Source organism: Glycomyces algeriensis, from assembly GCF_027622855.1.
GTDB classification, from domain to species: Bacteria; Actinomycetota; Actinomycetes; order Mycobacteriales; family Micromonosporaceae; genus Glycomyces; species Glycomyces algeriensis.
Map to the genome: position 1 here is coordinate 170595 of NZ_JAPZVR010000001.1, position 13398 is coordinate 183992.

At 70.3% G+C, this 13398-nt stretch carries 8 protein-coding genes; 4 read left to right on the forward strand and 4 right to left on the reverse strand.

The genetic code is table 11. The annotated features are described in order from the left end of the window. Positions 1 to 300: 300 nt before the first annotated feature. A complete protein-coding gene (locus tag O2L52_RS00675) occupies positions 301 to 2409 on the forward strand; it encodes a catalase (RefSeq protein ID WP_270113355.1) in 2109 nt (702 codons plus the stop codon). Between the two features lie 242 nt (positions 2410 to 2651). Here O2L52_RS00675 and O2L52_RS00680 read toward each other — a convergent pair whose 3' ends face one another. From O2L52_RS00680 to O2L52_RS00695, 4 genes are all read right to left on the reverse strand, one after another. Beyond that, entirely contained in the window at positions 2652 to 4076 is a 1425-nt protein-coding gene (locus O2L52_RS00680; RefSeq protein ID WP_270113356.1) for a glycosyl hydrolase, read from the reverse strand. A 169-nt stretch (positions 4077 to 4245) separates the two neighbouring features. Beyond that, a complete protein-coding gene (locus tag O2L52_RS00685; protein WP_270113357.1) occupies positions 4246 to 5511 on the reverse strand; it encodes an ABC transporter substrate-binding protein in 1266 nt (421 codons plus the stop codon). 46 nt (positions 5512 to 5557) lie between these two features. Beyond that, entirely contained in the window at positions 5558 to 6379 is an 822-nt protein-coding gene (locus O2L52_RS00690) for a carbohydrate ABC transporter permease (RefSeq protein ID WP_270113358.1), read from the reverse strand. Then, positions 6376 to 7248, reverse strand: a complete 873-nt coding sequence (locus O2L52_RS00695; protein ID WP_270113359.1) for a carbohydrate ABC transporter permease — start codon at positions 7246 to 7248, stop codon at positions 6376 to 6378. Before O2L52_RS00695 ends, O2L52_RS00690 begins: the two co-directional genes overlap by 4 nt. Positions 7249 to 7570: 322 nt before the next feature. Here O2L52_RS00695 and O2L52_RS00700 point away from each other — a divergent pair, with 322 nt between their 5' ends. The 3 genes from O2L52_RS00700 to O2L52_RS00710 are packed head-to-tail and all read left to right on the forward strand — an operon-like array spanning position 7571 to position 13387. Further along, on the forward strand, positions 7571 to 9787 hold the full coding sequence (locus tag O2L52_RS00700; protein ID WP_270113360.1) for a beta-galactosidase: 2217 nt from the start codon (positions 7571 to 7573) through the stop codon (positions 9785 to 9787). Continuing rightward, positions 9784 to 12282 carry a family 78 glycoside hydrolase catalytic domain gene (locus O2L52_RS00705; RefSeq protein WP_270113362.1) on the forward strand — a complete coding sequence of 833 codons (2499 nt, stop codon included), beginning with the start codon at positions 9784 to 9786 and terminating at the stop codon, positions 12280 to 12282. The genes O2L52_RS00700 and O2L52_RS00705 overlap by 4 nt, the downstream gene beginning before the upstream one ends. After that, positions 12269 to 13387 carry a LacI family DNA-binding transcriptional regulator gene (locus tag O2L52_RS00710; protein ID WP_270113363.1) on the forward strand — a complete coding sequence of 373 codons (1119 nt, stop codon included), beginning with the start codon at positions 12269 to 12271 and terminating at the stop codon, positions 13385 to 13387. Before O2L52_RS00705 ends, O2L52_RS00710 begins: the two co-directional genes overlap by 14 nt. Positions 13388 to 13398 lie beyond the last annotated feature (11 nt).

The following is a 13398-nucleotide window of genomic DNA, read 5'->3' on the forward strand; positions in this document are numbered from 1 at the left end:
GCCGCTGAAATGGCGATCCTGCGAGGCGAGGCGGCCGCAGATGACCGAACGCGGCGCGCACCTCTTGGACGAAGCCGCCGCGGAACAAGCGCGAAGGCACAGCGGGGAATCGCAATAGGACACGCGTAACCTCGGCCCGAGTTCGCCATCCGCCCCCGCCTCGCCTCACGCGGCCCCGACTGACGGTTGCTGCGAGTGCACGGGCGGCCTTGGCGAAACCGCCCGGGCGGGCTTCGTTTGGCCGACTATGGCAGGGGGGTATTGCCCCGTCTCGGACCGCAACGAGGGAGAGGGCCCGCCATGGGGCACGATGGCGCACGCGACCGCAAGGACCAGCAGCTCGACCGTGATCGGGTCGTGGACGACGATCAGGCGCTGACCACGCAGCAGGGCGTCCGTGTCGACCACACCGACGATTCGCTCGCCGCGGGGGAGCGCGGCCCCACTCTGATGGAGGACTTCCACGTCAGGGAGAAGATCACCCACTTCGACCACGAGCGCATCCCCGAGCGCGTCGTCCACGCCCGCGGCGCCGGCGCCTACGGTGTCTTCCAGCCCTACGACGACTGGCTGGCCGAGTACACGACCGCCCGGTTCCTGACCGACCCGGCCGAGACCACGCCGGTCTTCCTGCGCTTCTCCACGGTCGCCGGCTCGCGCGGTTCGTCCGACACCGTCCGCGACGTGCGCGGGTTCGCCGTCAAGTTCTACACCGGCGAGGGCAATTACGACCTGGTGGGCAACAACTTCCCCGTCTTCTTCATCCAGGACGGGGCGAAGTTCCCCGACTTCGTCCACGCCGTCAAGCCCGAGCCGAAGAACGAGATCCCGCAGGCCGCCTCCGCGCACGACACGCTGTGGGACTTCGTGTCGCTCCAGCCCGAGACGCTCCACGCGATCATGTGGCTCATGTCCGACCGGGCCCTGCCGCGCTCCTACCGGATGATGCAGGGCTTCGGCGTGCACACGTTCCGCCTCGTCGACGCGAACGGGCGCGGCACCTTCGTCAAGTTCCACTGGAAGCCCGCGCTCGGCACGCACTCGCTGGTGTGGGACGAGGTGCAGAAGGTCGCCGGGGCCGACCCCGACTTCAACCGCCGCGACCTGTGGGACGCGATCGAGTCCGGGAACTTCCCCGAGTGGGAGCTGGGCGTGCAGCTCGTGCCCGAGGAGGACGAGTTCGCGTTCGACTTCGACCTCCTCGACGCCACCAAGCTCATACCTGAGGAGCAGGTGCCGGTGCGTCCGGTCGGGAAGATGACCCTCACCCGCAACCCGGACAACTTCTTCGCCGAGACCGAGCAGGTCGCCTTCCACACCGCGAACGTGGTGCCCGGCATCGACTTCACGAACGACCCGCTGCTCCAGGCCCGCAACTTCTCCTACCTCGACACCCAGCTCATCCGGCTGGGCGGCTCGAACTTCTCGCAGATCCCGGTCAATCGGCCCGTGGCCGAGGTCCACAACGACCAGCGCGACGGCTACGGCCAGCACCGGATCCACACCTCGGCGACCTCGTACAACAAGAACTCGATCAGCGCGAACGCCCCGATGCCCGGCTGCCCCGGCGCGTTCACGCACTACACCGAGAAGGTCGAGGGAACCAAGATCCGCAAGCGCTCGGAGAGCTTCAAGGACTTCTACAGCCAGCCGACGCTGTTCTGGAACTCCATGACCGAGGTCGAGGCCGAGCACATCGTGGCCGCGTTCCGCTTCGAGCTCGGCAAGGTGAACGACCGCGACATCCGCGCCCGCGTCGTCGACCAGCTGCGCTACGTCGACCTGGATCTGGCGGCGCGGGTGGCCGCGGGCATCGGCGTGCCCGCGCCGACCGAGGCCGGCCGGCCCAACCACGGCCGCACATCGCCGGCGCTCTCGCAGCTGAGCGACCCGGTCACCGGCGTCGCCACACGCAAGGTCGCGGTCCTCGCCGCCGACGGCGTCGACGGGGCCGGCGTCACCCGCCTCGTGGAGGACCTGCGCGCTCGGGGCGCGATCCCGGAGGTCGTGGGCCTCACGGACGGGACGGTCCGCAGTGACGACGGCGGCACCGTGGACGTCGACAAGGCGCTGCCGACGGTCGCCTCGGTCCTGTACGACGCGGTCGCCGTTCCCTGCGGGGCCGACAGCGCCGCCGCGCTCACGCGTGACGGCCGGGCCCTCCACTTCGTGACCGAGGCTTTCAAACACGGCAAGGCGATCGCCGGGTTCGGCGCGGGGCTCGACGTGCTGCGCGCCGCCCGGATCGGCGCGGGCTACGCCGAGGGCGCCGATCCGGTGGAGGACAAGGGCGTCGTGACCACGACCGCGCACGGCGGCGACCTGCCCTCGGGCTTCTTCGACGCCTTCGCGGACGCGATCGGCAAGCATCGCGCCTGGGCGCGCAAGACCGACGACGTCGCCGCCTGACCCGACACGCCGGCTGGAGCCGGGCACGGTGGCTCCTGCCGCGTGAGCCTGTGACAGGTGAAGGCCTCCGGGTGCGTGAGGTGTGTTCGACGGCTGAACGCCACGCAAGCGCTGCGGCATGAACGGACGACCGCCCGCCGCTCACTTTTGAGATATAACTCGACCTCGAGTTATTTGCGCCGTCGAGCGCAGACGCCAGTGGCCGGGAGGTGATCCTCCCGGCCACTGTTCTGCGGTGGTGCTCAGCCGAGGTCGGGGACCTCGTCGCGGGTGATGACGTAGTTGCTGCTGTAGACGTTGCGCAGGTGCGCGACGGAGTTGCTGACGGTGAGGTGCTCACCGTGCCAGGTGTTGAAGAGGACCCAGCGGGTGTCGGTGGACTGGAGCCGGGCGGGGTCGGGGATGGGGCCGTTCTCGTGCAGGGCGATCGGCATGGTGTTGCCGACGATGCCGCGCATCCGGTTGTACATCGCGTTCAGCGGGTCGTAGTTCCCGTTGCCCGCGTAGGTGTCGGCGCCTGAGAAGTCGACGTAGGCGTCACCTGGGTAGAAGGCGGCGTCAGGGGCGCCGTTGAAGGGGTGCAGCCAGATCAGGTTGTTCAGGCCCTTGGTGTGGGTGTAGTAGTCGTACATATAGCGCCACAGGCGGTTGTACTGCTGCCCGCCTTCTTTGCTCCACCAGAACCAGGTGCCGCCGGCCTCGTGGAAGGGCCGCCAGAGTGCCGCGACGCCGGCGTCCTCGAGCTGCTGGAGTTCGGCGGCGGCGCCGTCCAGCCGCTCGTGGAAGGAGCGGTTCTCGTTCGTCCCCGGGGTGAGGACGCGGTTGATGGAGACGGTCTGCAGGCTGCCGTCGTAGCCGTCGGGGAAGGTCGGGGCGCCCATGTGGTAGCCGATCATGGGGATGCCGCCGGCGTTCCACCAGTCGATGGCCCGCTGGGAGAAGTCGGGGGAGTCGCCGCGGTCGAGGCCGCGGATGGCCGGGTGCTTGCCGGTGTTGTTGTAGATGTAGTTCATCTCGTACTCGGGGCCGCCGATCCAGGTGGACTCCTGCTGCCCGGAGATGATGTGGTTGCCGTACTGGCTCTGGATGAAGCACAGCAGGTTCCGGGCCTGCTGCGTGGCGTTGGGGTTGTTCGGCTGGACGGTGCACTGCTGGCTGCCGCCGCCGTTGGACCACCGCTGGTTGGCCTGGCCGTTGCACTGCCAGAGCTGGGTCGCGGTGCCGTTGGCGGTGGCGGCGCCGACGACGTCGACGCAGAGGCCCGACTGCTCGCCGGTGATGCTGCCGTTGCTGTTGCGGTTGAACTGCTGGTTGGCGCCGCCGTTGCAGTTCCAGGTCACCAGCCGGGTTCCGGCGGCGGTCTGGTTGTTGTACGCGTCGAGGCAGCGGGTGCCGCCGAGGGTGCGCAGTTCACCGGCGGTCGTGAACTCCCATTGCTGGCTGGCCGCCCCGGAGCAGTCCCGGATGACGACGGCGGCGCCGGGGGTGGTGCTGCCGCCCGCGACGTCGAGGCAGCGACCGGAGGCGGCGCTGGTGAGCGTCGCCGTGGCGGCGGACGCGGTACCGGGATTGAGGGCGAGGCTTGCGGCGACCGCCGCGAGGGCGACGAGGAACGCCAGGACCAGGCGTCGCCATCGTTGCCGGGCTTCGGGCAGGACGGTTTGCATGATGTTCTCCAGTGTCGGTGAGAGGCGGCAGGGCACGGGATCCGCTGGGGGCGAGGCCCCGTCGGCGGCGGCCCTACTTACTTGAGTTGATAAATTTACTACATAAAGTGATACGTGTCGATAGATCAACTCTGGAGGATCCGCAACGGACGGCTCTTGCGGCCGGGAGTCACTCGTGGAAGGCCTGGTCCATTGTCGCGAGGACGTCCGCGGGGGTGCTCTGGCCGCTGAAGACGGCCTGCACCCCGTCGAAGAGCGCGGGTTGGACGGTGGTGCTGGGCCAGAGCTGGTCGGGCCAGGAAGCGACCCTTCCTTCGTTGACGTAACCGGTGACGAGCTGGGCTACCGCGCTGTCCTGCGCCATGTCGCCCGGGAGGGCGGCGGTGTCGCCGTACCGGTCGGCGTAGGCGATCTGCGTCTCGGGTTCGGCGAGGAAGGCGAGGAACTCCTTGGCGAGGTCGGTCTTGTCGGTCGCGGCGTTGACGGCGAACGAGGGGCCGGTCGTCGCCGACAGGAAGGTGTCCGCCGGGTCGTCGGTGGCGGGGAAGGCCGCATAGGTGAGTTCGAGGCCCTCGGGTCCGCCTGCGGCGATCGTCGAGTTCTCGGCGGCGACGCTGACCGTTGCGAGGGTGTCGCCGCTGCGCACGGCGTCCTGCACTTCCGAATAAGGAGTGCCGTTGGGCGACTCGTTGAAGCAGCCGGCGTCGTTCATCTCGACGTACTGCTCCAGTGCGGTCTGCCACGGGGAGTCGGCGAACGTCGCGGTCCCCTCGACCTGGTGCTGCGCGAAGTCGGGATCCTCGGCGTAGACCAGGGTGGCGGTGAGCGCGTACGGGATGAGCTGCGTGGTCCAGGTGTCGGAGAGGCCGAGCCCGTAGGCGACCTTGCCGGCTTCGGCTGCGTCGGTGCAGAACTGCAGCACCTCGGTCCAGGTGGCGGGTGCGGTCAGCCCCAGTTCGTCGAGGGCGCCCTGGTTGTAGATGCCGCCGATCGAGGAGAACGTCATCGGGACCGCCACCAGCGCACCGTCGTCGGTGGTGAGCAGGTCGCGTGAGGACTCTGGGACGGTGTCGGCCCAGTCGGCGTCGGAGACGTCGAGGAGGAAGCCCTTGTCGCCGGCGATCTTGACGCTGACGTTGTTGCCGGTGCCGGGGAAGACCTGGATGACGTCCGGTGCGGTGCCGCCGGTGAGCTGAGTGGCGGTCACCTGCTGGTAGTTCTCGGGGGAGTCGCGGACTTCGACCGTGACGCCGGGATTGGCCTCTTCGAAGGCGGCGATGACCGCCTTCATGGCGTCGCCGCCGTTGGTCGCCACGGTGAGGACGTTCGCGTCGTCGCTCCCGCCGCCGGTGGAGCAGCCCGCGAGGGCCGTGGCGGTGAGGGCCGCCGCGAGCGCGGCCGCTCCGGTGCGGCGGCGTGTCTTCGTTGACAGCATGATGGTTCCTTCCGAATGGGTTGGGCGGTGGGCGGTGGGCGGTGGCTCATCCTTTGAGTCCGGAGGCGAAGCCCCGCATGATGAAGCGCTGCATCAGGACGTAGGCGATGAGGATCGGGACCACCGAGGTGATCAGGGCGGAGAAGACCATCGGCCAGTCCGCTCCGTAGAGGCTGACGAAGGTGAAGACCGACAGCGGCGCGGTCCGGCTGTCGCCGCCGGTGAGGTACAGCAGGGGCGTGAAGAAGTCGTTCCAGATCGCCAGGGCGGTGAGGATGCCGACGGTGCCGGTGACCGGCCGCAGCAGTGGGAAGACCACCGACCAGAACATCCGCATCGGCATGGCGCCGTCGATCGTGGCCGACTCCTCGTACTCCTTCGGCAGGTCCCGCAGGAACACGGAGTAGAGGAAGATCGCGAACGGCATGAATCCGCCGACGTTGATGAGCACGACCGCGAGCGGATTGCCCACCATCCCGAGCTTGGCGAACGCCAGGTACAGCGGCAGCATCGCGAGTTGCCCGGGGAAGAGGAATCCGGCGAGGAAGAGGTAGAACAGGCCCTTCGTCCAGTGCTGGGTGCGGCGGGTGAGGGTGTAGGCGGCGGTCGACGCCAACGCGATGATGAGCGCGACGGAGACGCCGGTGATCCAGGTGCTGTTGATGATGCTCGGGCCCATGGCGGACTCGACCCACGCGTCGCCCAGGTTCGAGAAGTCCAGCGGCCAGGTGAAGCCGAGGAAGCCTTGGACGCCGTCCGGGTGGCGCAGGGCGACTGCGACGAGGACGAACATCGGCACCATGAACACGAAGGCGACCGCGAGCAGTGCGATTTCGAGGCAGCACGTGCGCCAGGTGTAGCGGTTCATGCGAGGGCCTTCCGCTGGGTGAGGCGGAACTGGACGAAGCCGATCACGCCGACGAGCAGGGTGAGGATCGCGCCTTGGGCGAGGGCGTTCGGGTATTCGAGGTAGGTGAAGGCGGTCTTGTAGACGATGGTCGCCATGGTCTCGCTGGCGCCGGAGGGGCCGCCCTCGCTCATGGAGAAGACCGTGTCGAACTGCTTGAGGTTGCCGATGACGCACAGCAGGAGGTTGACGACGATGGCGCCGTTGATGAGCGGCAGGGTGATCGACCAGGTGCGCCGGGCGGCCCCCGCGCCGTCGATGGCCGCCGCTTCGAGGGCCTCTGCCGGGACGGCCTGCAGCCCGGCCAGATAGATGACCATCGAGTAGCCCGCGCCCTGCCAGATGACGGCCGCGCAGATCGAGTAGAGGACGATCTCGGGGTCGCCGAGCCAGTTCTGGCGCCAGGCGCCGAGGCCGGTCGATTCGAGGAGGCCGTTGAGCGTGCCGTTGGGGGTGAGCAGGTACTTCCACAGGTATCCGGCGACGATCGGCGTCAGCACGACCGGCAGGAAGAACACGAGGCGGAGCAGGTGGCGGCTCTTGACCCGGCTGTTGACGCCCAGGGCGAGCAGGAGGCCTATGACGTTCTGGCCGATGGTGACGATGAGCGTCAGCATGAAGGTGTTGAGGATGGCCTGGAGCGAGTTCGGGTCGGACAGGACCGCCCGGTAGTTGTCGATCCCGACCGGCGCCCATGTGCTGCCGAGGCCGTCCCAGTCGGTGAACGAGAAGAACAGCCCTTGACCGTTGGGGATCAGCACGATCGCGAGGTAGAGCAGCACTGCAGGGGCGAGGAACCACACCGGCGGTTTGATGCCTGCGGTGCGCACCGGCTTGGCGCTCCTGCTCTTGATCGGCATCATGGCGGGCCTGGTCGCCGTTGGCGCCGTCCGCGTCGAGGAGGTCATGGCAGGACCCGCCTCGATGGCGTGAGGTCGGGGGACACGGCAGCTCCTTTGCTGGCGGCACCAGCTCCTGGTGCGACTAAAAACGTTTCAAGTGGTTCGAGTTCCGACGATAGAGCTGCGCGGACGGCGCTGTCAATTCTTTGCTTGCAAAAATCAAAAAACGTTTTTAGGATGGGATTCCCGCATGCGGACCCCGCCGCGCGCTCGAGAAGATGGGCAACCTGTGAGCCGACACGATGCCGCAGTGACCGCGACACACCGTCCCTGGACGCTCCCGCCGGCCGTCTCGCCGATGGCCCCGTCCGACCACCGGATCGGCCTGACCAGCCAGTACCTGACCCGGAAGGGCGAGCCCTGGTTCCCCGTCTCCGGCGAGCTCCACTACAGCCGGGTGCCGCGGGAGGCCTGGCGGCGCCGGCTCCGGGCCATGCGCAATGGCGGGGTGAACACCGTCGCGACCTACGTCTTCTGGAACCACCACCAGCCCGAGCGCGAAGCGCCCCCGTCGTTCGAGGGCGGCCGCGACATCAGCGCGTTCGTGGACCTGTGCGCCGAGACCGGCCTCGAAGTGGTGCTGCGGATCGGGCCGTGGTGCCACGGAGAGGTGCGCAACGGCGGCTTCCCCGACTGGGTCCAGGAGGCCGGCGTCCGCCACCGGACCGACGACCCGGCCTACCTCGCGCTCGTCGAGCCCTGGTTCGCCGCGCTCGCCGACCACCTCTCCGCGCACTTCGAGCCGGGAAGTCCGGTCATCGGCATCCAGGTCGAGAACGAGCTCTACGACCAGCCCGGCCACATCGCGACGTTGAAGCGCACGGCGGTCGCAGCCGGCATGCGGGCTCCACTCTGGATGGCCACCGCCTGGGGCGGCGCAGCGCTGCCCGAGGACGAGGTCGTCCCCATGTACGGCGGCTACGCGGACGGCTTCTGGGTCGACGCCGGCGCCCCGTGGGACGTGACGTTCCGCGAGCACTTCTTCTTCCGGCACGTGTGGGACGACCCGGGCATCGGCGCCGACCTGCGGGCCCTCGCCACCGAGACCGGTCCGGAGTCGCGCTCGCCCTCGGCCGTGTTCCCGCCGGTGACCTGCGAACTGGGCGGAGGCATGGCCACCGCCTACCACCGCCGGCCCGTACTGGAGGCCGAGGACATCGCCGCGGTCGCCAACGTCAAGCTGGGCAACGGATCGGCCTGGCAGGGGTACTACATGTTCGCGGGCGGACTCAATCCCGGCCTCGACCTGCAGGAGTCCCACGCGACGGGCTACCCGAACGACCTGCCGCAGATCGACTACGACTTCCACGCCCCGATCGGCGCCGCCGGGCAGCTGACCCGCACGCACGCCCTGCTGCGCCAGCAGCACGCCTTCCTTGCGGCCGTAGGCGACCAGCTCGTGCAGATGCCCTCCACGCTGCCCGACCGCGTGCCCGCCGACGTCTTCGACACCGAGACGCTGCGGTGGGCGGTCCGCTCCGACGGCGAGTGCGGCTTCGTGTTCGTCAACCGCCGCCAGCCGCACGAGGCGCTGGGCCCGAGCGCCCCGGTCGCCTTCGCGATCGCGCTGCCCGGCGGCACCCTCGCCTTCCCCGACGAGCCCGTCACGATCCCCGCCGGGACCATCGCGCGGTTCCCCTTCGGCCTCCAGATCGGACGGACGCGTCTCGACTGGGCGACGGCGAACCTGCTGACGCTCCTGGACCGTCCCGGTGGCGGGCGCATTGCGGTCCTCGCGGCGGTTCCCGGCATCAACGCGCGGACCGCTGTCGAGGGGACCGTGTCCGAGGTGGATCCGGATCGGGTGTGGACCTTCGAACACGGCGAGGACGCGGTCGTCGTCCTGCCTGCCGCGGTCGCCGAGGACGTTTGGGTGATCGACGGCGAGCTCTACACGAGTGCCGACGAACTGGACGTGGACGACGCAGGAGTGCTCACGTGGGTCCGCAATGGCGGACCCGCCGCCCGATTCGACACCGAGCGCCTGCGGTTCCGCACACTCGTGCCCGAGCCCGGCCCGGCCGCCGCGTCCGTCGACCTCCCTGCCGAGGCGTCTCGTCCGGCCTCCGAACCGCTGGTCGACTACGGTTCCGCGAACGGCCGGGCCTCCGCTCCGTCGCTTGAGCGGGTGGTCGCGGAAGGGGCCCGCTACGACATCGCCGTCCCCGCCACGTTGCAGGACAGCGGCTTCGAGCTGACGATCGACTGGATCGGGGACGTCGCCGTGATCGAGGCCGACGGCGTCCTGGTGTCCGACCGGTTCTGGGACGGCACACCGTGGACGATCGCGATCCCCGCCGGGACCACCGAGCTCACCGTCCACGTCCTGCCGCTCCACCCGCAGGCGCCGATCTGGCTCCACCCCGATGCGCGCGAACGGCTCAACGGCACTGAGGAACAAGGCCTCATCAGCGCGCGGGCCCGCTCTGTCGCCGCGCGCCGGCACCGCCTCGGAGGACAACCGTGACCGGCCCTTACGCCTACGCGCTCAAGGCGGCCGGGCACGCCGACCCGGTCGCCGCGCCGACCCCCCGGCCCGTCCTGTCATGGCGTGTCGGCGGCGAGCCCCGCCCGCCCTTGCGACGGTTCGCGATTCGCCGGGCCGACACGGCCGCCGGACTTTCGGGGGCGCCCGTGACCGAGACCGATACTCCCTCGGCCCCCTGGCCTGGTCCCGATCTGGGTCCCGGCGAGATCGCCTTCTGGCAGGTCGGCGCGTGTACTGACGAGGGTGTCTCCTGGTCGAGCCCCGCAATGGTCGAAGCCCCGATATGGGACCTGGCCGACGCGGTCGCGATCACTCACCCGGCCTGGCTCGAGCCGACGGCATGGCGGCCGCTGCCGGAACTGCGGCGGACCGTCGCGGTCGCCGCCACGGTCGTGCGCGCCCGGCTCGCGTTCACCGGCAACGGCGTCGTCGTCCCGCTCGTCGACGGCGCACCGGTGATCACCGGCCTGCTCGAGCCCGGGTACGCCCCGCCCGACGGGCCGACGGCCGCCGTCTCGTGGGACGTCACCGCCGCTCTTACCGAAGGCGCGCATACGATCACGCTCGCACTCGGCTCCGGTATGGCGTTCCTCCCGGACGAGCCGGACCGGTACACCAAGTACCGGCGCACCGGTGAGCCACTGTGGACGCGCGCCGCACTCCACCTCTACCACCTGGACGGCCGCGTCGAGGCCGTCACCACCGGCCCCGACTGGGAAGCGCGACTCGGCACCACCACTGCCGCCCACTGGTACGGCGGCGAATCGTTCGACGCCTTCGCCGCCGGCGACTGGGGTCCGGTGGCCCTCACCGCGGGCACGGGCCACACCTGGCGCTGGGCGCCACCGGTGCAGGTGACCGAGACCGTGACGGCCGAGCGGATCAGGGACGATGAGGACTGCCGCGTCTTCGACATCGGCGTCAACACCGCAGGACGACCGCGACTCCTTCTCACCGGCCCCGCCGAAGGGCCGCTGACCATCGCGCCCGCCGAACTCCTCGACACCGCCCCCGGGGGTGTCGACCAGTCCACGACCGGTGCGCCCATCTGGGACTACGCGCGGCTCGGCCCTCAGCAGCGCGAGTGGACGCCCTCCTTCGTCTACCACGGCGCCCGCTATCTCGAGGTGGGCGGCGCCCCGGCCGACGCCGCGATCGACTTCGAGATCATGCGCGTCGCCAACGAACCGGTGCAGGCCTTCACGACCTCCCACCCCTTCCTCGACCGCCTCCACACCGTCATCGACCGCGCGGTGCAGTCCAATATGTACAGCGTCTTCACCGACTGCCCGCACCGCGAGAAGCTCGGCTGGCTCGAGCAGCTCCATTTCTGCTTCGACGCGCTGGCGCGCGGCTACGACGTCAAGGCCCACTTGCAGGACGCGGTCCACCACATGGCCGCCTCGCAGACCGCCTCCGGCCTCATCCCCAGCATCGCCCCCGAGCACGTGGTGTTCGACTTCGACGCCCACTGCGGCGATTCCACCGCGTTCCGCGACGACCCGAACTGGGGCCGGGCGATCCTCGAAGTCCCCTGGCTGCTATACCGCCACTACGGCGACGCCACCGCGCTCGCGGCCGCCTGGCCCGCCGCCGTCCGCTACCTCGACCATCTCCGCGGCCGGTCCCGCGGGCAGCTGCTCGACCACGGGCTGGGGGACTGGGTCGCCCTCGACGACTCGACGCCCGTGGGCATGACCGCCACCTGGGGCTACGCCCGGGCGGCCGAGACCGCCGCGAACGCTGCGGCGGTGCTCGGTGACCACGGCGCGCACGAGCGGTACGCGAAACTCGCCCGGGAGATCTGGAACGCCTGGCGCGACCGCTACCGCGACGACGCGGGCGTATGGGGCTCGGGCTCGCAGGCGAGCTGGGCCCTGGCGCTGAGCGCGCCCGTCCTCGACCCCGGCGAGCGCACCGATGTCTATGTGCGCCTGCGGAAATCGATCGAAGCGGGCGGGGCGTTCACCGTCGGTGAGATCGCCCTTCCGGCCTTGATCGACGCGCTCACCGACCACGGCGACGGCGCGCTGCTGCTCGAGATCATGCAGCGCGAGGACGTCCCCGGCTACGGCCTCCAGCTCGCCGCCGGCGCGACCGCCCTGACCGAGTCGTGGCAGGGCGCCGACGGCCAAGCGGGCGTGGTCTCGCAGAACCACTTCATGCTCGGCGCGATCGACGCCTGGATCCTCGGCCGCGTCGCCGGACTGCGCCCGCATCCGGACCACATCGGCTGGCGGCACGTCGTCATCGACCCGCTCGACCTCCCCGAGGTCGAGTCCGCGACCCTGGCCTACGAATCCCCGTACGGCCGATACGAGGTCGCATGGAGCCGCGACCAGGACGGCGTCCGGCACCTGCGCTACGCCGCGCCGCCCGGCGCGGTCGTCGAGGTCCCGGACCATCCCGGACGACCGGTCGAGGTCGAGCGAACGCACACCGACCACGGCGGGGCCGGGCATGGCGCAGAATAGGCTCGGACCGAACCTCGGACCGGCATCGCGGCACGCCACCGCGCCGCACACCGACAGGAGCGACATGGCCGACCAGGAGTACTCGCGGCCGCGCCCGCGCCGCCGCCGCGAAGGCATCACCATCCAGGACGTGGCCGACGTCGCGGGCGTGTCCATCGGCACGGTCTCCCGGGTCCTCAACGACCGCAACTGGGTCAGCCCCGCCACCCGCGAGAAGGTCATGGACGCGGTCCGCAAGACCGGGTTCACCGCGAACGCCCGCGCCCGGGCACTGGTCATGCAGCGCACCAGCAGCGTCGCCCTCGTCCTCGGCGCCGCGCCCACCGCGCTGTTCGAGGACCCGAACTACGCCCTGATCCTCCAGGAGGCGAGCCGCGAACTCGCCGCGGCGAACTACTCCCTGGTCTTCCTCACCGCCGCGGACGCCGCCGAGCGCGACCGCGTCGCGGCGTTCATCCGCGCCGGCCACGTCGACGGCGTCATGTTCGTCAGCCCCGCCGAGAGCGGCCACGACCCGCTGCTCGACCTGCTCGAGTCCCGGGCACTGCCCGTGGTCGTCTGCGGCAACCCCTTCGCCGAAGCGCGCCGGCTCGCCCTCGTCCGCACCGACGACGCCCCCGGCTGCGAAGCGCTCGGCCGCCACTTCCGCGACCAGGGCTACCGGCGCACCGCCGCGATCGCCGCCTACCCCGACACCCTCGGCCCGCAGCAGCGCATTGAGGCGTTCACGCGCGGACTCGGCCGCGACCTCGCCCACCTCCAACCGGCCTCGCAGTACTCGCAGGCCGACGGGTACGCCGCCATGGCCGCACTGCTCGACGGCGACCTCGGCATCGACAGCGTCTTCGCCACCTCCGACCTGCTCGCCGCCGGCGCCATCGACGCCCTCCGCGCCCGCGGGCTGGAGGTGCCCGGCGACATCGCCGTCGCCGGCTTCGACGACTCCGCGGTCGCCACCCGCAGCGCTCCGGCCCTCACCACCGTCCACCAGCCCGTGGCGGCGGTCGCCCAGGCCATGGTCCGCGAAGTGCTGCAGGCCATCGACGGCACCGAGGCCACCACGCGCGTGCTGCCCACCGAACTGATCATCCGCGAATCCGCCTGACCCGGACGAGA